This window comes from Ruegeria sp. BH8 (assembly GCF_056538065.1).
Genome location: NZ_JBQFSP010000010.1, coordinates 74,845 through 96,677 on the forward strand (window position 1 = coordinate 74,845; position 21,833 = coordinate 96,677).

The window sequence follows — 21,833 nt, forward strand, 5'->3', positions numbered from 1 at the left end:
TTTTGCGCTATCAGTGCTCAAGCCGATTAGCGAATTGACGCCCGTTGGTCCAGCGGCAATCAGCCTTTGCGTCGGAAGGTCAGGTAGTGAGGTGTCCGACCCTCGCGCAGCGCCTTCTGTTCGTATCGCGTGGAGATCCAGTCGCCCCACGGCTCGCGCCAGTCAGAAGGGCGTTCGGCCAGCCATTCAAACCCGGCGCGCGGAACCTCTTCCAAGGTCTGACGCACATAATCGGGAATGTCAGTTGCAACCCGGAAGATCGCCCCGGGTTTCAGCACTTTCGCCAGCGGTTCAAGATGTTCCTGGGTTACAAATCGACGGCGATGATGCCGCGTTTTGGGCCATGGGTCGGGATAGAGAAGGAACGCGCGCGAAATGCTGGCCTCTGGCAGCACGTCGAACAGATCGCGCACATCGCCGGGGTGCACGGCAAGGTTTTCAACACCTGCCTGACGGATTCTGCCCAGCAGCATGGCAACACCGTTGATGTATGGCTCGGCCCCGATGATGCCAATGTCAGGATTGTTTTGCGCCTGGTGCACCAGATGCTCACCACCTCCGAAGCCAATTTCCAACCAGACCGGCTTGCCGCCGAACAGATCGTTCAGGTCCAGTGGCTTGCGTTCGGGATTCGAGGCCCAGTCCACGGCGCCGGGCGACAAGGCGGCCAGATCTTCGTTCAGATAGGTCTTTTGACTGGGCTTCAGGGTCTTGCCCTTGAAGCGGCCATAAAAGTTTCTGCGCGGGCGTTGTGGGGTCTCTGTGCTCATGGCGGTGGCCATACTGCGCAGTGGAGTACGTTGCAAGGGCGTGCACCGCCCCAAAAAAAGCGCGCCCCTGAAGGCGCGCTTTGGATTTTTCAGATCAAACTGCGGATTTCAGCGCGTCGACCAGATCAGTGCGTTCCCAGCTAAAACCGCCATCCGCATCCGGTTCGCGGCCAAAGTGACCGTAAGCCGCTGTACGCTGGTAGATCGGCTTGTTCAGCTGAAGGTGCTGACGAATGCCGCGGGGTGTCAGATCCATGATCTGGCCAACTGCTTTTTCGATCGCCGCATCTGCAACCTGACCCGTGCCATGCGTGTCTGCATAGATCGACAGCGGCTTCGATACGCCAATGGCATAGCTCAACTGAATGGTGCAGCGCTCGGCCATACCGGCGGCTACGACGTTTTTCGCCAGGTAGCGCGCGGCATAGGCCGCCGAACGGTCAACCTTGGTCGGATCTTTGCCCGAGAAAGCACCGCCACCATGCGGGGCCGCGCCACCATAGGTATCCACGATGATCTTACGACCGGTCAGACCCGCGTCGCCATCCGGTCCGCCAATAACGAATTTGCCGGTCGGGTTGACGTGCCATTCGGTATCAGCCGACAGCCAGCCTTCGGGCAGAGTTTCACGGATATAGGGTTCAACGATGGCGCGGATGTCATCCGACGTCAGCGCCTCATCCAGATGCTGCGTCGACAGAACGATCGAGCTGACGCCGACTGGTTTGCCGTCTTGATAAACGACGGACAACTGAGATTTCGCATCCGGCCCCAGTGCAGGCTCGGTGCCGTTCTTGCGCACTTCGGCCAGACGCCGCAGGATTGCGTGCGAATACTGGATCGGCGCAGGCATAAGCGCAGGCGTTTCTGTTGTGGCAAAGCCAAACATGATGCCCTGGTCGCCAGCGCCTTCGTCCTTGTTGTCCGCGGCATCCACGCCCTGCGCGATATGGGCGGATTGTTCGTGCAGAAGGTTCGTCACCTCGACTGTTTCGTGGTGGAACTTGTCCTGCTCATATCCGATGTCTTTCACGCACTCGCGCGCAATTTCGTCGATGCGGCTCATGTAGTCATGCAGTTTGTCCTTGTCCGACAGACCAACTTCGCCACCGATAACGATGCGGTTGGTCGTGGCAAAGGTTTCGCAGGCCACGCGCGCCTCAGGCTCTTCGTTTAGAAATGCATCAAGGACAGCATCCGAGATACGGTCACAGACCTTATCCGGGTGCCCTTCAGAAACGGATTCCGAAGTAAAAGTATAGTTCTGTCGGGACATAAATGTGCTCCATTAAGGTTTCTCCGCCACGCCAGGAAGCCGTTGTGGCAGACCACAGACGCATACGCTTGCCCAAAGTTGGGGTCAATCTCTAATTGCCCGGTTGCCGCGAGTACGAAACAGCGCCATCGCCAGAATAAACAGTAAGACAACAACGATCGGACTGTCCCCGATACGTGCATAAGTCGTGCGACGGTGTGGTTGCGGCAACGCGGCGTCCACATATCCTGCCTCACCCAGAGCCAACGACGCAGTCACCCGACCCAATGGGTCAATTATGGCCGATACACCGGTATTGGCCGAACGTATCATCGGCAAGCCCTGCTCAATTGCCCTCATCCGGGCTTGCACCAGGTGTTGAAACGGTCCCGACCGCGTACCAAACCACGCGTCATTTGTGATCTGCAATAAGAAGTCAGCCCGGCCCGGCGCACCATTCACATCTTGCGGGAAAATGGCTTCGTAGCAAATCAGGGGCAATGCGCTTCCAAGCTTGCCGAGGTCCAACAGGGCGGGGCCCGGCCCCGCGCTGAACCCGTGCCCGGTTGTGGCTGCCAAGCCACTGACCCCGAAACGCCCCATCAGGTCACCCAAGGGGACGTATTCACCGAAAGGCGCCAGATGGTGTTTGTCATACAACCCTGCCTGACGCCCGGTTTCATCCAGATAGACCAGCGAGTTGAAGATTCTCGGGCCTTCTGCGCGCTGAATCCCCAATATCACCGGCACACCCTGCGCGGCATCCGCAACAGTTGACAGAAACGGTTGTGCGCTACCTAACCAAGCTGGAACTGCGGTCTCGGGCCAGACAATCAGGTCGGGTCTGGGAAAGGCTGCGGTATATTCAACCTGACGCGCGAAAAACAAAGGCGCATATGCCGGATCCCATTTTTGGTGCTGAGGGGCATTCGGCTGGACCACGCGAACCAGATGTGAACCGTCCTGAACGACGGGTCGCGTCAACCCGTAGGCAATCGCCATCGCTGCCATCACGCCGGTACAACCCAGGGTCCGCACCAAACCGTTCAAGGGTTTATCCTGCACCAATGCCGCGCCAATTGGTAACGTTGCGGCAAAGGTCAGCGCGTTCAACCCATATGGCCCAACCAGAGACAGCACCTGAGCCACCGGTGTATCCACCCAAATCTGCGCGACGCCAGCCCATGGAAAGCCGGTCATCACATATCCACGCGCCACCTCTGCCAGGGACAAGACTGCAACCAGTAATATGCCCTGACGAATGGGCGTGGCACCAATATTGCGCGACAGGCCAAAGGCGGCAGCCCAGAACAAGGCCAGTCCGCCCGCCAAGAATACTAACGCAAACGGGGCCATCCAGGCATGTCGTTCAGCATCCACCTGAAACGGCTCAATGATCCAGCCAAGGGCATGGGCAAAATAGCCGGTCGCGAAGGCCCAGCCGACCCATGCCGCCCGGCCTCGGGTTTCGCTGGCAAGGAAAATCGGCACAATCAGGACCAGAGCCAAAACGGTTGCGCCCCAATACAGATGAGGCGCCTGACCAAACGCGCCTGCCCCGCCAAGGGTGGCAGCGACCAACAATCTCAACGATAATGGCCAGCCCCTTACTGGGGTCATGCAGCAACGTCCGGCAGCATGACGCGCAGCCGTTTGATTCGGCGTGGATCGGCTTCGATCACTTCGAATTCCGGGCCCTCTGGGTGAATGACAACCTCACCCCGCGCCGGAACGCGGCCGGAGAGCATAAAGACAAGCCCGCCCAGAGTATCGATTTCCTCTTCGTCGACGTCTTCATGACTGGTCAGAGACCGGCCAATCTCGGCCTCGAAATCTTCGAGCGGCACACGTGCCTGTACCACATAGCATCCGGGCTTTTCCTGCACCCAAAGCTGGTCTTCATCCGCATCGTGCTCGTCAGCGATTTCACCCACGACCTGCTCGATCAGGTCTTCGATCGTCAGCAGACCATCAACGCCGCCATATTCATCAATCACCAATGCCATGTGACGCCGCTCGGTTTGCATCTTGGTCAACAAGACGCCGATTGGCATGGATGGCGGCACGAACAATAGCGTCCGCAGCATAGAGGTCAGATCAAACTTTTTACCCCCACCGTTGAAACCGTGGGTCAGAGCAAAATCCTTGAGGTGAACAAAACCAAGCGGTGTATCCAAGGTTCCCTCATAGACTGGAATCCTCGACATACCACTGCTTCGGAAAACGTCCGCCAGTTCATCTTTTGTGATCGTCGAAGGTACCGAGACGATTTCAGCGGTAGGGATGGCAACATCCTCAACGCGCATCCGGCGCAGGTTAATCATCCCGCGTGGCTGCGCCACAGCCGCGTTTTGCCCGTTCACCGTCTGGTCCGGTTGAGTATCATCGCTCGAAAACACTTCGAGGATTCGAGAAAACAGACCGGTTTTCTCTTCCGTTTCAGTACTGCTGTCCTGAGGTTGCGCGCTTTGCGCCGCCCTAGAACTGCCTTCTATTTCGCCCATTACCTTGTTCCAACTGATCGGGTCTTGAACCCACATTATACCTTATATGGGTCATCAATACCCAATTTGCCAAGTATCTTGACCTCAATCTCTTCCATCAAGGTGGCATCGGGGTCACGAATGTGATCATAACCCAGCAAATGCAACGTTCCGTGAACAAGCAAATGGGTCACATGGTCACTCATTGCCTTGTTGGCCTCGGCCGCCTCGCGGGCACAAGTGTCATAGGAAATCGCAACATCGCCCAGAACAATCTCGCCGGTAAAGTCCGGCTCTGGCAGGCGTGGTGATTGCCCTGGCTCGTCCGGAGCTAGGTCTTCCGCAGGCCAGCTCAGCACATTGGTGGGCGTCGGTTTGCCGCGAAATTCTGCGTTCAGTTCCGAAATCCGCGCATCGTTGCACCCCAGAATACTGACTTCGCACAGCTCCGGGGCCAAACCGCAATGGGTCAGAACGGCGTTAATCGCCTTTTGTGACAAGACCTCAAGATCTTGCCACCTTTCGTCCTCGAAAATGAGATCCAGGGTCATCTTACCGCGCAACAGCCTCGTTAGCGGGCTATGTGTTCACGTGGTTTCACGGCCCGCATCGGCCTCATACGCCTCGATGATCGCAGCGACAAGCGGGTGACGCACCACGTCTTTCGAAGTGAAGTAGTTGAAGCTGATATTCGGGATCGTTTTCAACAACCTCTCAGCGTCCGCCAGGCCCGATTGAACGCCACGCGGCAAATCGACCTGTGACCGGTCGCCAGTTATGACCATGCGGCTTCCTTCGCCCAGACGGGTCAGGAACATCTTCATCTGCATCGTGGTGGCGTTTTGCGCTTCATCCAGAACCACAAATGCGTTGGCCAGCGTACGACCGCGCATAAAGGCCAGCGGAGCGATTTCGATTCGTTTCTCTTCGATCAGCTTGGCCAACTGTTTTCCGGGCAGAAAATCGTTCAGCGCGTCATAAAGCGGCTGCATGTAAGGGTCGACCTTGTCCTTCATGTCGCCTGGCAGATAGCCCAGTTTCTCGCCCGCCTCGACCGCCGGACGGCTCAGGATGATTCGATCCACATGTCCGCCGATGAACATCGAAACCCCGACCGCCACTGCCAGATAGGTCTTACCCGTCCCCGCGGGACCAATTCCAAAGGCCAGCTCATTGTTGAACAGTGACTGGACATAGGCTTTCTGGGCGTCGGTGCGCGGTTCAACCAGCTTCTTGCGGGTCTTGATCTCGACCGAACCGCCCTTGAACATTTCAAGCTGGTCGCCATCCCGGCTTCCGGTTCCCTGTTCTGAAACACCCATCCTCAACTCGCGATCGACGTCTGCGGCCTCAACCTCGCGCCCACCTTCAAGCCTTGTATACAGCGATTGAAGTACCTCAACCGCCTGTTTCTGAGCATCTTCATCGCCCATCACAACAAGCTGATTGCCGCGGCGCACAATCTGGACCGAAAGCTTTGTTTCGATCTCGGCCAGATTGCGGTCATATTCACCGCACAGGTCAATCAGCAATCGGTTGTCGGGAAATTCTACGAACGCCTCGTGTTGGGGCATTTCATCTTGCGGTGGGGTCAGGGCACCGATGGCCAATCCGCTCTCCTGTCTTGGCTGTTCACCCCGAGCGTAGACAACAAATCTTGGTAGGCGCAAGCCACAGTTTCAAAAATAAATGCTGAGATGTCATAACAGCCGATTTAATGGTGATCGGTTGCCGATTGGATGTACATCAGAAGGTGTAATTCAGCCCGATTCTCAAGCCGCTGTATTTTGGTGTGGACTTAGTGGAGAAGCCAGAACTGAACTGGACGTCCTTTGATTGGAACTGGACATATTCATATTCGCCCGTAATCGACCAATTGCCCGACAACTTATGCTCGGCCCCTATGCTTGCCGAATAGCCGTTCCGCCGATCTGACACCGAGAAATTCTGAACCGAAGTGCCCGATGCAATACTGTTGGTTGTTTCCACATCGCCCCACAGATATCCGACACTGAAGAAATACAGAATTCGTCCGCTGCGGTTTGTCAGACCATTGCGAAATCGGACTGCCAGAACATCCGATATCTCTGTTCCGCCTTGCACATTGACGCCGCCGATCCGCCTGCTGACAGTGTCGTCTAGGGATGCGAATTCATACCCGACTTCAAAGCCATAGACGTAGTCGCGCCCACCTGCAGCTGGTAAGACACCACGCCAGCCGCCCCGGAGGCCCCCGTATGTTCCGGATAAATCCTGATCACCGATATCAAACTGTCCGCCGGGCGTTGTCAGGCCAAACCGATCGTCCCCGCCAGAGCCATAACCGCCGGTAAGTCCCAGGTAAAAAGCGCGGACATCGCTGCTGAATCTTTTCGGGCTGACCACTTCCGGATCGCTTATGTCACCTTTCAAATCACCGGCCATGGATACGCCGGCAATCAGTGTAACAGCGGCAGTTAGCGTCAGTGTTTTCAACCTGCTCAGGCTCCCAAAGCTCTTGATAGTCGACACTCGTACCTCCCTCATCCCGTTTTCCGGGACCGGCATATCGCCGATTTGCAGACGCAGATCCTTGCGCCCAAAAAACCATGGCTCCTCTCGGAGCATAGTTCCAAGCAATAAATCAAGGGTAAATTTTGGAAACAAACACCAACTATGGTGTCCGGGAGGTGTTTACACCGACCTACAACAACTCACCGGCCAGAGAATTCGCCCCGGACTCAGTGATCCGGACTTCTCTCAAGTCACCCGTGGCGATCTCTGGTCCTTTTACGTGCACCGAATGCAAATATTCGGACTTTCCAACCATCTGCCCGGACAAGCGACCCGGTTTTTCGAAAAGAACGCGGACAGTGCGTCCGACCATACCGTCCTGAATCTCTCGCTGATGGCGCGTGATCAAGGCCTGAAGCCGCTGCAACCGTTCATCTGCCGCAGCCGGATCAACCTGCGACCGTTCAGCTGCCGGGGTTCCCGGACGTGTGGAGTATTTGAAGGAATAGGCATAGCCGTATTTGACCTCTTCGACCAAATCCATCGTGGCCTGAAAATCATCTTCGGTCTCTTCTGGGAAACCAACAATGAAGTCCCCCGACATCACGATATCTGGACGCGCCGCACGAATGCGTTCGACCAGCCGCAGATAGCTTTCTGCCGTATGGCTACGGTTCATCCGCTTGAGGATACGGTCCGAACCCGACTGAACCGGCAGGTGCAGATAAGGCATCAGCTTGTCACAGGTGCCATGCGCCTCGATCAGATCGTCGGCCATGTCGTTTGGGTGCGAGGTGGTAAAGCGGATGCGTTCCAGCCCGTCGACCTTGTTCAGTTCCCAGATCAAGCCGGCAAGCGTCATGTCACCATTCGCCCCGGCACCGTGATAGGCGTTGACGTTTTGGCCCAGCAACGTGATCTCGCGTACCCCGCGTTCGACCAGATCATGGGCTTCGCGGATGATGCGATCGGCTGGGCGGCTGACTTCAGCACCGCGTGTATAAGGAACCACGCAGAAGGCGCAGAATTTATCGCAGCCCTCCTGAACAGTCAAAAACGCCGTCGGTCCGCGCTTGGCCTTGGGGCGGTTTTTCAATTTTTCGAACTTGTCTTCTTCGGGGAAATCCGTGTCCAGCGCCTTTTCGCCCGCTCGGGTCTTTGCCTCCATCTCGGGCAGGCGGTGATAGCTTTGCGGGCCGACCACCAGATCAACCAGCGGCTGGCGGCGCATGATCTCTTCGCCTTCCGCCTGAGCAACACAGCCCGCCACGCCGATTTTCAGATCAGGCTTCTCGGCCTTCAGACCCTTGAAGCGCCCCAGTTCGGAATACACTTTTTCTGCCGCTTTCTCGCGGATGTGGCACGTGTTCAGCAGGATCATATCCGCATCTTCGGGGGTCTGGGTTTCAACGTAGCCCTGCCCGCCCAGCGCCTCGGACATGCGTTCACTGTCATAGACATTCATCTGACAGCCATAGGTCTTGATAAACAGCTTCTTCGGTTCGGACATGAGACGGGCCTTTGCATTCGCTGGACCGGCGTCGTCTATATGCTTCGAACGCCGCTTGCAATGCGGGCGCAATTACCCGAATTTGGCGGAACTTTCCAGCAAGACAAAACTGAAAACAGCCGATGCAATACGATTCCCTCGACCATTTCCTGAAAGCCGGGCAGCCCGCAATGGCGCAAGGCCCCGTTGCGATGGTCTTTGCCGAGGATGAGGTCGAGTTGGAAAGTACTCTGCATCACCATCTGAAACTAGGGTTCAAATCCGTTATCGCCTTCATGCCTCAGGAGTTCCGACTGGAGCCCGCGTTGACCGACCGGGTGCATCGGGTCACCTTGAAGTGCGTTCCCCGAACGGTGGTTGTCGATACCCTGAACAGAATAATTCAGGCCGCACCCAGCATCTGGATGTATTACTGCTATAACGCCGAGTACCTGTTCTTTCCGTTCTGCGAAACGCGCAGCATTGGCGAAATGCTGGCCTTTCACAGCGAAGAACGCCGCAACGCGATGCTGAGCTACGTCATCGACCTTTATGCCGAGGATCTGACCGCTTTTCCCAACGGTGTCGCCCCCGAACAGGCTTTGTTCGACAAAACGGGTTACTATGCCCAATCACGCCGCGACCCTGACGGCCAAACGCTGGACCGGCAGGTTGACCTGTCAGGTGGCTTGCGCTGGCGGTTCGAGGATCACATTCCCTATGAACGCCGTCGCATCGACCGCATCGCCCTGTTCAAGGCGCAAAAGGGCCTGATCCTGAAATCCGACCACACGTTCAATGAGCCGGAATACAATACCTATTCCTGCCCTTGGCATCACAACATGACCGCAGCTATTTGTTCCTTCCGCGCTGCGAAGGCGCTCAAAACAAATGCCGGGTCGACTTTTGACATTCCAAATTTTAGCTGGCGCAACTCCGTGCCTTTTGAATGGCACTCGCGGCAGCTGCTGGATCTGGGTCTGATCGAATCAGGCCAATGGTTCTGAAGCGCCTCAGCGCTCAAACAGGACCGGAAACCAGTCTTCACGAAGACGCTGCCCCGGTGTCATGCCATGGCCGGGAAAAGGTGGAGAGGTTCTGCCTGGACGCTCTACATACCGTGCGTCATCGCCGACCAGCCGGAGAGAAAAGGCGCGGCGACGGCTATCCGAGTGGTTACCCCGCGCACCGTGAAGGGTGCGATAATTGAAGGCAACGGCGTCACCGGGGTCCATTTCGAATTCAACGACTTTCATGCCCTCGGCATCCGGGTCCGGCACGGGGATGTACTGCCCTTCATCGGGGAAAAAACCTTCCTCGGAAACCCAGCGGGTTGGCAGCACCTCTTTCTCCCACCGGTGAGAGCCTGCGACACAGCGCAACGTCGCCTGCCTGACCGGATCCAGCGGAGACCAGAAGCTGATGGTTTGCTGACCTTCAACGAAGTAATATGGGCCATCCTGATGCCAGGGCGTGGCCATGGATGTCCCGGGTTCTTTTACCAATACGTGGTCGTGAAACACCTGCACGCTTTTCGACTGCATCAGGTCCGCTGCGACCTCGGCCGCGGGCGAGTTTTCGATCGCCTCGCGGAACTGTGGAATGCGGGTCCAGTTGCAGTAATCGTCAAAGAACAGACCCGTTTGACCCTCTTTCTTGTTTTCTGATGCATACGGGCCAGGCTCTGCCATATTCGCGGCCACACCCTTCCGCAGTTGATCCACATAGTCTGCAAACAGCCCTTTGATCAGAACGACGCCATCATCCTGATACGTTGTGATCATCTCTTGGGTAACAAGCGGGTGAGGCATCCGGGTCTCCATTCGTTTTTCAATCTTTTGCGTAGAAGGAGTGTTCTGTTCAAATCATATCTTTCGAAGTTATAATTAATTTCATGTTATACATTTCACTGCGTCAGTACGAATATGTTTGCGCGGTCGGGCGCCACGGCAGCCTGTCAGCAGCCGCACAATACCTGAATGTTTCGCAACCAGCCCTGTCTACAGCCCTGACGCGTGTCGAAGCACATGTGGGTCACCCTCTGTTCATCCGCCGCCGAGGCTCGGCCATGGCGCTGACGCCTCAGGGGCGAAAATTCATCGATCAGGCCGAGACCCTGCTGAAAGGCGCAGCCCAAATCGAGTCATCAGAAACTCCGCCGTCGGGTACGACACGTCTAAGATTGGGGTGTTTTACGGACCTCGCCCCCTTCCTATTAGCACCCGCCCTGCACCATTTGCGCGACACTTTTCCAAACATCGCAATCACATACTTTGCTGCTTCCTTTGAAGGGCTGCTGAACAGATTAATTGATGGCCAGATCGATATTGCCATCACCTATGAGCTGACAATGGATGCGGGGTTCACACGAACAAAACTGTTCGACAGTCAACCAAAGGCCCTAATGCCACCGGATCATCTGTTGGCGACAGCGGGCATGGTCTCACTGGCTGACTTGGCTGCTCACCCGTTGATCCTGTCAACAGAAGGCTGGTCGGCCCAACACATCCTCAGTCTCTTCCGGCGCAACGGTCTGCACCCGACTGTCGCGCATAGGGCGGCGTCGATTGAGATCCAGCGCAGTCTTGCCGCCCATGGCGAAGGGATCGGGATCAGTTATACCAGCCCGCTCAGCCCGGTCAGTTATGACAATAAACGTCTTGTCAGTGTTCCGATCAGCAATCAGGACGCAACTGAATCGGTTGTACTTGCGCGCCACGGAACAGGGCCCTCTGACGCAACGATTGATCAGGTTGAACGTTTGTTGTTGGCGAGTTTGAGAGGCGGTATTGGCGCTACTTTTTGCGCAGGCGAATGACAACGTCGACCGAGGCAATCTCGACCCCTTCGGGTGCTTCGGGCAGGCGCTGGATCACCAATTGGTCCGACGGCGCGTCACTCAGGCGCGCCTCATCCTCCCAATAAAAATGAGGGTGATCATGCGTATTCGTGTCGAAGTAGCTTTTTGACCCGTCCACGGTGATTTCCTGCAGAACGCCAGCGTCGCAAAACGCGCGCAGGGTATTGTAAACCGTCGCCAGTGAAACAGCGTCGCCATTCGCCTTGGCCGATTCAAACAGGCTCTCGGCGGTGACGTGACGATGGCGGCCATCGCCCACCAAAAGCTCGGCCAACGCCACGCGCTGACGCGTCGGACGCAGGCCAGCGTTCACCAGCCAACCCGTTGCTATATCGCCGCTCTGCGGTGTCATTGATCCAATACCCATAGTCACTTCCATTATATATAGGAGCGCATGGTTGGCAATTTCAAATGAAATTCATTCGCAAAGAACGCGGCATACACAACATGATGTAGCCGCTGCTCTTGCAGGACCTTGCAAACGGGTGCTAGACGAGGCCAGATATAACGAACGGACCCACGGCAGGAGAGGCGGCAAGAATGGCCCAGTTCCCAAGCAGTTTTGACAAAGACGATCTGCTGAAATGCGCCCGCGGCGAATTATTTGGCCCCGGCAATGCACAATTGCCCGCCCCGCCAATGCTGATGATGGACCGGATTACCGACATCTCGGAAGACGGTGGCCTGCACGGTAAGGGCCATGTGCTGGCCGAGTTCGATATCACCCCTGACCTTTGGTTCTTTGACTGCCATTTTCCCGGCAACCCAATTATGCCGGGCTGCCTGGGCCTTGACGGTCTATGGCAGCTGACCGGTTTCAACCTGGGTTGGCGTGGCTGGCAAGGGCGCGGCATGGCTGTCGGCGTGGGCGAAGTGAAACTGACCGGTATGGTTCGTCCCGACCGCAAGATGCTAACGTATAAAATCGATTTCAAAAAAGCGATTCAGACACGTCGCCTGACCATGGGTGTGGCAGATGGAATCGTCGAAGCCGATGGCGAGATGATCTATGATGTCAAAGATATGAAGGTCGTTCTGTCCGAGGCCTGAGCCTGACCGACCCGAAATAAGGAGTGCGCACATGCGTCGAGTAGTCGTCACCGGTCTGGGGGTAGTGTCTTCGATCGGGAATAATGCCCAAGAGGTTCTGGCCTCGCTTAAAGCTGGTAAATCCGGGATCGAAGCCAGCGAACAGATGGTGGAACACGGGTTTCGCAGTCAGATCGCGGGTACGCTCAAGATTGACGTGGCTGAACACGTGGACAAACGTACCCTGCGATTCATGGGTCCCGGGGCCGCCTATGCACATATCGCCATGAGCCAGGCGATTGCCGATTCCGGGCTGACCGAAGACCAGATCGTTAATCCCCGCACCGGACTGGTTGCGGGCTCTGGCGGCCCGTCGACAAGCGCGATGCTGACGGCGCATCAGACCGTTCTGAAGACAGGCGCGACCAAGCGGATCGGTCCGTTCGCAGTGCCGAAATGCATGTGCTCGACAATCTCGGCAAACCTGGCGACCGCATTCAAGATCAAGGGTATCAACTATTCGATCACCTCGGCCTGCTCGACCTCGCTACATTGCATCGGCAACGCGGCCGAACAGATCATGCTGGGCAAGCAGGACGTCATGTTCGCTGGCGGCGGCGAGGAACTGGACTGGACACTTTCGTGCCTGTTCGATGCAATGGGCGCGATGTCGTCAAAATATAACGACGCGCCCGAGAAAGCCTCGCGCGCGTTTGACGAAAACCGTGACGGGTTTGTGATTTCCGGTGGCGGCGGCATCCTCGTTCTGGAGGAGTTGGAGCACGCTCTGGCCCGCGGCGCAAAGATTTATGCCGAAGTCACCGGCTATGCTGCTACCTCGGATGGCCACGACATGGTGGCCCCTTCGGGTGAAGGCGGCGAGCGCGCAATGCGGCTGGCGCTGGACACACTGCCCGAAGGTCGCAAAGTTGGCTATATCAACGCACATGGGACCTCGACACCTGTCGGTGACGTGGGTGAAGTAGAGGCTGTGCGCCGAATCTTCGGTGAAGGTAACGTGCCACCGATTTCCTCGACCAAATCAATGACTGGCCACGCGCAAGGCGCGGCAGGAGCGCTTGAGGCGATCTTCTGCCTACTCATGCTGGACAATGATTTCATTACGCCGTCGATCAATGTCGACACACTCGCCCAAGGCATCCTGCCCGGTGAAATTGCAACTGAAGTGGTTGAAAACGCAGGACTGGACAGTGTCATGACCAACAGCTTCGGCTTTGGCGGCACCAACGGGTCCATGATTCTGTCTAAGTATAACGGGTGAAAGTGATGTCGGATCTTCTCAAAGGTAAGCGCGGCCTGATCATGGGCGTGGCCAATGACCGCTCAATCGCGTGGGGCATTGCCAAGGCCATGCACGAGGCAGGCGCAGAACTGGCCTTCACCTATCAGGGCGAGGCTTTCGGCAAACGGCTGGAACCTCTCGCTAAAAGCCTTGGCAGCGATTTCATGGTGGATGCCGATGTGACCGACGACGAGTCACTGGATCGTGCCTTTGGTGAACTGGCCCAGCGTTGGCCCACCATCGACTTTGTTGTTCATGCCATTGCGTATTCGGATAAATCCGAGCTGACAGGCCGGTTTCTGAATACCACGCGGGCGAACTTCAAACACTCGATGGACGTGTCGGCCTATTCTTTCATCGAGGTGGCACGCCGCGCCTATCCGATGATGAAGGACAATGGGGGCTCGCTGCTGACGCTGACTTATCAGGGATCAAACCGGGTGGTACCGAACTACAACGTCATGGGTGTTGCCAAGGCGGCGCTGGAATCGGCGACCCGTTATCTGGCCAATGACCTTGGCCCGGATGGTATCCGCGTGAACGCAATCTCACCGGGACCGATGAAAACCCTTGCCGGTGCCGCCATTGGCGGGGCGCGCAGGACATATAAGTTCTGCGATCAGAATGCGCCGATGCGTTCGAATGCCACTCTGGAAGCTGTTGGCGGGACCGCAGTTTACCTGACATCTGATGCGGGAGCCTGCACGTCTGGCGAAATCATCCGCGTTGACGGTGGTTTCCACGTTCTGGGCATGCCGCAACCCGATTTCATGTGACCATATCTTTCCCTGCCGCCGCCAAGATTTCACCATCTTTGGGCGGCAGGACTTCGATATGAGCAAGCTAGATCAAATCATTGCAAACAACGCACGATCAGTGCAAAGCCGGAAGAAGTCCGCTTTCCTCAGCCAGCGGGCCAGAGTGCTGCTGCTCGCGCTGACATCATTACTGCTGGTGTTTGTCTTTTTCACCCAGCCACAGGTGCGCGCGGCTGTTGAAGCTTTGATCGGCTGAAGTCCGGGCAGGCGTTCCAACCCGAACTATGTCTCAATTGATCGAGACGACTTCAATCTCAAACACCAGATCCTGTCCGGCCAACGGATGGTTTCCATCCAGGGTCACAGTCGCTTCGTTGGTGTCCACAACTGTCACAGGTACGGCCTGACCGTCCGGTGTCTGCATCTGCAGTTGAGTGCCCGGATCCAGCGGAATATCCTCGGGAATACCCTCGCGGGGGATTTCCTGACGCATCGCAGGGTTGATCGGGCCGTAAGCGTCGGTGCAGGCAATCTCGACCCGTTTCTTGTCACCTGCGGACAAACCGGGCATGGCACTGTCCAGACCGGGAATGATCTGGCCCGATCCTACCACGAACTCCAACGGATCGCACCCATCCGAACTGTCAAAGACTTTGCCATCCAACAATGTCCCTGTGTAATGGATGCGAACCGTGTCACCTTGCTTGATTTCGGTCATAGTGGCCTCCGGCCGTTTTTAGGGGTTAAGCGGCCAACCCTAGAGATTGACACAAAGTTGTAAACCCTTGGCCCTTTCCCCCCCTTTCGCGTTGTGCCAACCTGCGCGCAATCAAAGGAGGGTCATATGGCAATCACGACCTGCGTGTTCGACGCCTACGGAACGCTGTTTGACGTAGCGGCCGCCGCCCGGCAGGCGGCAGGCGAGCCGGGGTTCGAAGCCCTGAAAGACAAATGGCCCGAGGTCGCGGGACATTGGCGCCTGAAGCAATTGCAATACACATGGCTGCGCGCTGTGGCGGATGCCCATGCGGATTTTTGGGATGTCACGCAGGACGGGCTGGACTGGGCGCTGGAAGCTGCCGGCCTTCAGGGCAACCCAGAATTGCGCCAACGCCTGCTGGATCTTTATTGGGAGTTACAGGCCTATCCCGAAGTTCCTGTCATGCTGAATGCCCTCAAGGATGGCGGGATGCAGACTGCCATCCTGTCCAACGGATCACCGCCCATGCTGGACGGTGCTGTTCAATCCGCCGGGATCGGCGATGTGCTGGATGACGTGCTGTCGGTCGAAAGCGTTGGGGTCTTCAAGCCCCATTCCCGTGTCTATGATCTGGTTCAGAACAGGTTTGACTGCGCCCGCGACGAAGTCTTGTTCGTCAGTTCAAACGGCTGGGATGCCGCGGGGGCCAGCGGTTATGGTTTTGTCACCGCCTGGGTCAATCGGATCGGGGAACCAATGGACCGGCTGCCGTGGACGCCAGCGCATGTTCTGTCTGATTTGACCACCATTCCCAAGCTGGCTGGTCTTTGATGTCAGACTTTACGACTTCGGACGGCAAGCGCATCTATTTCGAAGACCATGGATCGGGCACGCCGCTTTTGTGTCTGGCCGGATTGACTAGGAACAGCCGGGATTTTTCGTATTTCGCACCACATGCCACTGAACTGCGCATGATTGCGATGGATTACAGGGGGCGCGGCCGCTCGGACTACGATCCCGATTTCATGAACTACAACATCTTTCGTGAATCCCATGACGCGATTGAACTGCTGGATTTTCTGGGCATCGAAAAAGCGGTCATTCTGGGCACCTCGCGGGGCGGGCTGATTGCCATGGCACTGGCAGCAAGCCACCCCGAACGTTTGGTCGGTGTGATCCTAAACGATGTGGGGCCCGTCATCGAGACGTCAGGCATAGCCAAGATCATGGCCTATGTGGGCGCGCAACCCACCGCGAAAACCCATGACGAAGCTGCTGCCGCCCTGAAACATATGATGGAGCCGCAATTTCCCAGGGTTCCGCTGGAGATCTGGCGCAAACAGGCCGAAATTCAATACAAACAACAAGGGGACGGGCTGGCGCTGCGCTATGACCCGGCCCTGCGCAAGGCGCTTCTGGAACAGGCCGCGAGCGGTGCCATACCCGATTACTGGTTGTTTTTTGAAGCGCTGCGCAACATACCCTGCGGCGCGATCAGGGGCGCGAACTCGGACGTTCTGAGCGCCGAAACCCTGGCTGAGATGCATCGGCGGCATCCCGGTCTGATCTCGGCCGAAGTCCCGGATCGCGGGCATGTTCCGTTCCTGAATGAGCCTCAATCTCTGGATGTCATCAAAAAGGTATTGAAGAACGCTGCATGAGCACAATTGAAATGATCGAAGCTGCGGCCAAACGGCTTAAGGGACATGTCCGCGAGACACCAATTCTGTCGTCGCCATTTCTTGACGCGATCGCCGGGCGCCGGATTTGGGTCAAGCCGGAATGCCTGCAACATACGGGCAGTTTCAAGTTTCGGGGGGCTTGGTCTGCCATATCCGCGCTGGACGAAGACATACGCCAGTGCGGCGTGATTGCCTATTCCTCGGGCAACCACGCGCAGGGCGTTGCGATGGCGGCGTCGAAACATGGAATTGCTTCGGTCATTGTCATGCCGTCGGACGCGCCGCACCTGAAAATCGAAAACACCCGAGCGCTTGGGGGTGAAGTTGTTCTTTACGACCGCGCAAACGAAAGCCGCGAAGAGATCGGGGAAACCATCGCCGCCGAACGCGGGCTAACCCTGATCCGGCCATATGACGAGCCTCAGGTGATTGCCGGGCAAGGTACCACCGGCTTGGAAATCTCCAGACAAGCAGCGGAACTTGGGGTTTCTCAGGCGGATGTTCTGGTCTGTTGTGGTGGCGGCGGCCTCACCTCTGGCATTGCGCTGGCGCTTGAAAAACACGCCCCCGACCTAAGGGTACGCCCGTGCGAACCGGAAGGGTTCGATGACGTCAAACGATCACTGGCGACGGGACGGATTCAGAACAACAACGCGGCATCAGGCAATATTTGCGATGCTATCCTGACACCGCAACCCGGCGATATCACCTTTCCCATCCTAAACCGTCTTTGCGGACCCGGTATTTCGGTCACCGAAGACGAGGCGCTGCGGGCCATGGCACTTGCTTTCCTGCGCCTCAAGATCGTGCTGGAACCCGGCGGCGCAGTCGCATTGGCCTCGGCGCTGTTCCGGGGCGACGAGATCGAGGGCGACGACGTGATCGTAGTTACTTCGGGTGGTAATGTCGATCCGGATGTTTTTGCCAGGGCGTTGGAATTCCTGACCTGACAGGCACCCCAAACCTGTGCAAGTTGCACCTGGAACGCCGGGGCTGCAAGGACCTGAGTCATGAAGATCGCTGATCTGGGCGACGTGAAACTGAATTACCGTGTCGATGGTGCGGCGGATGGCGCGCCACTGGTTTTTGCCAACCCATTGGGAACAAACCTGCACCTGTGGGACGCCGTGTTACCGCACTTGCCCAACGGGTTGCGCATCATCCGGTATGACAAACGCGGACATGGGCAATCCTCGGTTCCACCGGTGCCTTATTCTATGGGCGCCCTGATTCGTGATGCCGAGGTACTGCTGGATCACCTGAAGGTTCGCGACTGCGTTTTTGTCGGCCTGTCCATTGGCGGGATGATTGCACAGGGGCTGGCCGTCAAACGTATGGATCAGATACGTGCGCTGGTTCTGTCGAACACCGCTGCCAAAATTGCCACACCCGCAGTCTGGCAGGATAGGATCGACGCCGTGCGTCGCGGTGGGATCGAAGCACTGGCGGACGCCACGATGGAACGCTGGTTTTCCCGTGATTTCCGCGCGGCGCAAGACCACCTGCCATGGCGCGACATGATGGTCAGCCAACCCCTTGACGGGTATCTTGGCTGTTGCGCTGCCATCGCCGGGACCGACTTCTATACACCCACAAGCGGCCTGCGCCTGCCTACACTTGGCATCGCCGGAAGCACGGACGGCTCGACCCCGCCCGATCTGGTGCGCGAAACTGTTGACCTGATCCCCGGATCGCGGTTCGAACTGATCCGCAAAGCTGGCCATTTGCCCTGTGTCGAGAAACCCGCAGAATACGCAGCAATCCTAACCCGGTTTCTGACCGATATCGGGCATATCTGAAGGAGAACAGCAATGGCGTCTTTCCTGTTGGTCCACGGCTCTTGCCACGGTGCCTGGTGCTGGCGCGATCTGATCCCTGCGCTTGAGGCTTTGGGACACTCTGCCCGGGCCATCGACATGCCCAGCCATGGTGCGGATCCAACGCCGGTGTCCGAGGTGACACTGGACACTTGCCGCGATGCCGTTCTGAGCGCCTGCACGCCCGATACGATTGTCGTGGGTCACTCGTGGGGCGGCTATCCGATCAGCGCCGCCGCCGAGGCTCGACCGGACGCCATGCGCGCCCTGATCTTTCTGTGCGCCTACGTGCCTCACGATGGGCTTTCGCTGGCAGATATGCGCAGGCGCGGGCCACGGCAAACCATTGCTCACGCAGTCGAAAAATCCGCAGACGGTCTGTCTTACACCGTGTCGGTAGATGCCATTCCCAGGCTGTTCTATCACGATTGTCCGGACGATATTCTGCCTTACGCCTATGCGCGCCTGTGCCCACAGGCCATTCTCCCCCAGGAAACACCACTGCCGGTCGGCACGAATTTCAACGAAGTGCCCAAGGCCTATATCCGCACCACGGATGACCAAACAATCCCCACGGAGTATCAGGCGGACATGTGCGCGTTCATCCCGAAGGACCTGCGGCTAACCATCGACAGTTCGCATTCTCCGTTTTTCTCGCATCCACAGGAACTGGCCGGATTGCTAAGCGAATTGGCAAGCAAATTCGGGTGATACCGCAGATTGTACGTAAAACTCTGTCTTCCCACATTCGGTGACTGTGCCTAGGGTGCCACGAACAGATCACCTGCCCGAGTCCCATGCGCCTGCCATCACTCTTCATCCTCAGCATCGTCATGATCGACGCAATGGGCATTGGTCTGGTGATGCCAATCATGCCGCAACTGATTGTAGACGTGCAGGGCAGCTCACTTGCCAATGCGGCGATCTGGGGCGGAGTGCTGAGTACGGCTTTTGCGGCGATGCAGTTCGTCTTTGGTCCAATCCTGGGAAACCTGTCCGACGCCTATGGTCGCAGAACCGTACTACTGGTGTCGCTGTTCGTCATGGCGCTTGATTATATGGTTATGGCCGTGGCCGGCAGTATCTGGCTGTTGCTGGCCGGTCGTATTGTCGGCGGTATAACCGCAGCCACACATTCCACCGCTGCCGCGTTCATGGCGGATATCTCCGATCCCAAGGACAAGGCCGCGAACTTCGGCCTGTTGGGCGCGGCCTTTGGCGTGGGTTTTGTCCTCGGCCCGGTGATCGGCGGGTTGCTCAGCGAATATGGAACCCGTGCCCCGTTTTGGGTGGCGGCAGGGCTGGTGGCACTGATCTTTGCCGTAGGCTGTTTCGTGATGCCTGAAACCGTAACCGACAAGACCCGGCGCGCCTTCAACTTGCGCCGCGCCAACCCGGTGAATTCGCTGCGCGCCATTGCTGCACTGCCCGGTATCCGGCCTATGCTGTGGGTCTACTTTCTGTATTCGGTCTCAATATACGTCTACCCCGCTATCTGGTCCTTTTTCACCACCGAGCGGTTCGGCTGGTCCCCTCAGATGATCGGCCTGTCACTGGGCGTCTACGGGATCGGCATGGCCGTTGTGCAAGGCGGTCTGATCCGCCCCGCAATCCGATTGTGCGGCGAGCGGGGCGCCATCATCTACGGGATGGGTTTTGAAATCCTCAGCTTCGCAATTCTGGCCTTTCTGACCAACGGGTTCATTGCGCTTTTGTTCATCCCAATCACCGCAATCGGGGCAATCACCACACCGGCACTTCAGGCAATGATGTCCAAAGCGACACCGGATTCGCAGCAAGGAGAGTTGCAGGGTGTATTGTCCGCGCTCCACGCGCTTTCGATGGTCATTTCGCCCTTGGTCATGACCAGCGTATTTGCGCAATTCATTCGCCCCGACACACCGCTGTACCTGCCGGGTGCTCCGTTCCTGCTGGCATTGGCGCTGATGCTGGCCGGGTTTGTGTTATTTCGCCGGTCCCCGCCTGTCGTGGCTTAACAACGACACACACATGACGGTTTCTGCCTTGCGATCAATCCTTTCCCACGCCACCGTGGGCCCAACGGAAGTGAGGGAAAACATGCAAACAATCAAAGCCGCAGTCTGCCGGGCATTCGGCGAACCCTTGGTTATCGAAGAGGTTCAGCTGGCACCCCCCGGCACGGGCGAGGTCGAAGTGACGCTGGATGCAGTAGCCATCTGCCATTCGGACATATCCTATGCCGAAGGTGCCTGGGGCGGCTTTCTGCCCGCCGTTTACGGCCACGAAGCCGCAGGCGTGATCTCCGCAGTTGGAGAGGCCGCCGGTGACTTCAGGATTGGCGAGCCTGTGGTTGTAACGCTGATCCGCGCGTGCGGGTCCTGCCCCACCTGTGCCGGAGGGCACCCGACAAATTGCGAAACACCGTACGACACCGTCAAAGGCCCGCTAAAAACGGCTGACGGTAGTCCTCTGGAACAGGCCATGGCCTGCGGTGCGTTTGCCGAAAAAGTTGTGGTGAGCCATCGGCAAATCGTCAGGATCCCCGAAAACCTGCCCAAAGACCTGGCTAGCCTTCTGTCTTGCGGGGTAATCACCGGGGTTGGTGCTGCGGTAAACGCGGCCGGTCTGCGTCCGGGTCAGGATGTTGTGGTCATCGGCGCCGGCGGCGTTGGCCTGAACGCTATTCAGGGCGCGCGGATCGCAGGCGCAAGGCGGATCGTGGCCGTCGACATGACCGAAGAAAAGCTGGAAATCGCGAAGGAGTTCGGCGCGACCCATGGCGTTCTGGCCAGCTTGCAAGAACCCTGGAACGCGGCGTTCGATGCCCTTGGCGGGCGCGGCGCCGATGCGGTTCTGATCACTGTCGGCGCAATCGCCGCCTATGATCAGGCCCCGCGCTATCTTGGCCGCGGCGGCAAGGCCATCATGATCGGAATGCCGCATTCGGGCAGCATGGCCAGCTATGAACCGGTTGTTCTGGCAGCCCTGGGTCAGGGTGTTGTCGGCTCGAAAATGGGTGATGTGGTTATTCAGCGGGACATCCCCTGGATGATCGACCTCTACGAGCAAGGTCGGATGAAACTGGACGAGTTGATCTCGGGCCGCTGGTCGCTGGACCAGATCAACGAGGCCATTGCCGATACCAAAACCGGATCTGCCAAGCGCAACGTGATCCTGTTCGACAGAACCTGATCCCCCGGCCCGGAGAAACT

The 21,833-nt window shown here is 57.5% G+C and carries 24 protein-coding genes and 1 riboswitch; of the genes, 13 read left to right on the top strand and 11 right to left on the bottom strand.

Features of this window, described 5'->3' with window-relative positions; all coding sequences use genetic code 11:
• Nucleotides 1–59 precede the first annotated feature (59 nt).
• From trmB to miaB, 8 genes are all read right to left on the bottom strand, one after another.
• Nucleotides 60–770, bottom strand: a complete 711-nt coding sequence (trmB, locus tag ACR0AD_RS15685) for a tRNA (guanosine(46)-N7)-methyltransferase TrmB (RefSeq protein WP_480473788.1) — start codon at nt 768–770, stop codon at nt 60–62.
• Nucleotides 771–864: 94 nt separating this feature from the next.
• Nucleotides 865–2,046: a methionine adenosyltransferase gene (gene metK, locus ACR0AD_RS15690; protein WP_480484020.1), complete on the bottom strand. Its 1,182-nt coding sequence runs from the start codon at nt 2,044–2,046 to the stop codon at nt 865–867.
• 5 nt (nt 2,047–2,051) lie between these two features.
• Nucleotides 2,052–2,100, bottom strand: a riboswitch (SAM-SAH riboswitch).
• Nucleotides 2,101–2,130: 30 nt separating this feature from the next.
• Nucleotides 2,131–3,645 (bottom strand): apolipoprotein N-acyltransferase, encoded by a 1,515-nt coding sequence (gene lnt / locus ACR0AD_RS15695; protein WP_480488260.1) that lies wholly within the window; start codon nt 3,643–3,645, stop codon nt 2,131–2,133.
• On the bottom strand, nt 3,642–4,529 hold the full coding sequence (locus ACR0AD_RS15700) for a hemolysin family protein (protein ID WP_267366995.1): 888 nt from the start codon (nt 4,527–4,529) through the stop codon (nt 3,642–3,644). Before ACR0AD_RS15700 ends, lnt begins: the two co-directional genes overlap by 4 nt.
• Nucleotides 4,530–4,564: 35 nt before the next feature.
• Nucleotides 4,565–5,059, bottom strand: coding sequence for an rRNA maturation RNase YbeY (ybeY, locus tag ACR0AD_RS15705; RefSeq protein WP_480488262.1), 495 nt, complete (start codon nt 5,057–5,059; stop codon nt 4,565–4,567).
• 36 nt (nt 5,060–5,095) lie between these two features.
• Complete coding sequence (locus tag ACR0AD_RS15710) at nt 5,096–6,118, bottom strand: PhoH family protein (RefSeq protein ID WP_209505382.1); 1,023 nt, start codon at nt 6,116–6,118, stop codon at nt 5,096–5,098.
• A 136-nt stretch (nt 6,119–6,254) separates the two neighbouring features.
• Nucleotides 6,255–7,019 (bottom strand): outer membrane protein, encoded by a 765-nt coding sequence (locus tag ACR0AD_RS15715; protein WP_480488264.1) that lies wholly within the window; start codon nt 7,017–7,019, stop codon nt 6,255–6,257.
• A 172-nt stretch (nt 7,020–7,191) separates the two neighbouring features.
• Entirely contained in the window at nt 7,192–8,511 is a 1,320-nt protein-coding gene (miaB, locus tag ACR0AD_RS15720) for a tRNA (N6-isopentenyl adenosine(37)-C2)-methylthiotransferase MiaB (protein ID WP_480488266.1), read from the bottom strand.
• 122 nt (nt 8,512–8,633) lie between these two features.
• Between miaB and ACR0AD_RS15725 the strand changes: the two genes are divergently transcribed.
• Entirely contained in the window at nt 8,634–9,497 is an 864-nt protein-coding gene (locus tag ACR0AD_RS15725) for a hypothetical protein (protein ID WP_480488268.1), read from the top strand.
• Between the two features lie 6 nt (nt 9,498–9,503).
• Here ACR0AD_RS15725 and ACR0AD_RS15730 read toward each other — a convergent pair whose 3' ends face one another.
• Nucleotides 9,504–10,301: a phytanoyl-CoA dioxygenase family protein gene (locus tag ACR0AD_RS15730; protein ID WP_480488270.1), complete on the bottom strand. Its 798-nt coding sequence runs from the start codon at nt 10,299–10,301 to the stop codon at nt 9,504–9,506.
• An 83-nt stretch (nt 10,302–10,384) separates the two neighbouring features.
• Between ACR0AD_RS15730 and ACR0AD_RS15735 the strand changes: the two genes are divergently transcribed.
• The gene (locus ACR0AD_RS15735) at nt 10,385–11,308 is read left to right on the top strand and encodes a LysR family transcriptional regulator (protein WP_480488272.1); all 924 of its coding nucleotides are present in this window, start codon (nt 10,385–10,387) and stop codon (nt 11,306–11,308) included.
• Here ACR0AD_RS15735 and irrA read toward each other — a convergent pair.
• A complete protein-coding gene (gene irrA, locus ACR0AD_RS15740; RefSeq protein WP_267366106.1) occupies nt 11,286–11,702 on the bottom strand; it encodes an iron response transcriptional regulator IrrA in 417 nt (138 codons plus the stop codon). The two genes, ACR0AD_RS15735 and irrA, sit on opposite strands and share 23 nt — an antisense overlap.
• Before the next feature lie 188 nt (nt 11,703–11,890).
• Here irrA and fabA point away from each other — a divergent pair, with 188 nt between their 5' ends.
• Genes fabA through ACR0AD_RS15760 form a run of 4 tightly spaced genes read left to right on the top strand, consistent with a single transcriptional unit; the run spans nt 11,891 to nt 14,696 of the window.
• Nucleotides 11,891–12,400 carry a bifunctional 3-hydroxydecanoyl-ACP dehydratase/trans-2-decenoyl-ACP isomerase gene (gene fabA, locus ACR0AD_RS15745; RefSeq protein ID WP_209505371.1) on the top strand — a complete coding sequence of 170 codons (510 nt, stop codon included), beginning with the start codon at nt 11,891–11,893 and terminating at the stop codon, nt 12,398–12,400.
• A gap of 31 nt (nt 12,401–12,431) precedes the next feature.
• A complete protein-coding gene (fabB, locus tag ACR0AD_RS15750; protein ID WP_480488274.1) occupies nt 12,432–13,661 on the top strand; it encodes a beta-ketoacyl-ACP synthase I in 1,230 nt (409 codons plus the stop codon).
• 5 nt (nt 13,662–13,666) lie between these two features.
• The gene (locus ACR0AD_RS15755) at nt 13,667–14,458 is read left to right on the top strand and encodes an enoyl-ACP reductase FabI (protein ID WP_480488276.1); all 792 of its coding nucleotides are present in this window, start codon (nt 13,667–13,669) and stop codon (nt 14,456–14,458) included.
• Between the two features lie 58 nt (nt 14,459–14,516).
• On the top strand, nt 14,517–14,696 hold the full coding sequence (locus tag ACR0AD_RS15760; protein WP_480488278.1) for a hypothetical protein: 180 nt from the start codon (nt 14,517–14,519) through the stop codon (nt 14,694–14,696).
• Between the two features lie 33 nt (nt 14,697–14,729).
• Here ACR0AD_RS15760 and ACR0AD_RS15765 read toward each other — a convergent pair whose 3' ends face one another.
• A complete protein-coding gene (locus ACR0AD_RS15765; protein WP_480488280.1) occupies nt 14,730–15,158 on the bottom strand; it encodes an FKBP-type peptidyl-prolyl cis-trans isomerase in 429 nt (142 codons plus the stop codon).
• 126 nt (nt 15,159–15,284) lie between these two features.
• Here ACR0AD_RS15765 and ACR0AD_RS15770 point away from each other — a divergent pair, with 126 nt between their 5' ends.
• The 7 genes from ACR0AD_RS15770 (at nt 15,285) to ACR0AD_RS15800 (ending at nt 21,813) form a co-directional block, all read left to right on the top strand.
• Nucleotides 15,285–15,971, top strand: coding sequence for a haloacid dehalogenase type II (locus ACR0AD_RS15770; protein WP_480484031.1), 687 nt, complete (start codon nt 15,285–15,287; stop codon nt 15,969–15,971).
• Nucleotides 15,971–16,801 carry an alpha/beta fold hydrolase gene (locus ACR0AD_RS15775; RefSeq protein WP_480488282.1) on the top strand — a complete coding sequence of 277 codons (831 nt, stop codon included), beginning with the start codon at nt 15,971–15,973 and terminating at the stop codon, nt 16,799–16,801. Before ACR0AD_RS15770 ends, ACR0AD_RS15775 begins: the two co-directional genes overlap by 1 nt.
• Entirely contained in the window at nt 16,798–17,772 is a 975-nt protein-coding gene (locus tag ACR0AD_RS15780) for a threonine ammonia-lyase (protein WP_480488284.1), read from the top strand. The genes ACR0AD_RS15775 and ACR0AD_RS15780 overlap by 4 nt, the downstream gene beginning before the upstream one ends.
• 60 nt (nt 17,773–17,832) lie before the next feature.
• Nucleotides 17,833–18,621 carry a 3-oxoadipate enol-lactonase gene (gene pcaD, locus ACR0AD_RS15785; protein ID WP_480488286.1) on the top strand — a complete coding sequence of 263 codons (789 nt, stop codon included), beginning with the start codon at nt 17,833–17,835 and terminating at the stop codon, nt 18,619–18,621.
• 12 nt (nt 18,622–18,633) lie between these two features.
• Complete coding sequence (locus ACR0AD_RS15790) at nt 18,634–19,350, top strand: alpha/beta fold hydrolase (RefSeq protein WP_480484035.1); 717 nt, start codon at nt 18,634–18,636, stop codon at nt 19,348–19,350.
• An 86-nt stretch (nt 19,351–19,436) separates the two neighbouring features.
• Nucleotides 19,437–20,636, top strand: coding sequence for a TCR/Tet family MFS transporter (locus ACR0AD_RS15795; protein ID WP_480484036.1), 1,200 nt, complete (start codon nt 19,437–19,439; stop codon nt 20,634–20,636).
• Between the two features lie 82 nt (nt 20,637–20,718).
• A complete protein-coding gene (locus ACR0AD_RS15800; RefSeq protein ID WP_480488288.1) occupies nt 20,719–21,813 on the top strand; it encodes a Zn-dependent alcohol dehydrogenase in 1,095 nt (364 codons plus the stop codon).
• The last annotated feature ends 20 nt before the right edge of the window (nt 21,814–21,833 follow it).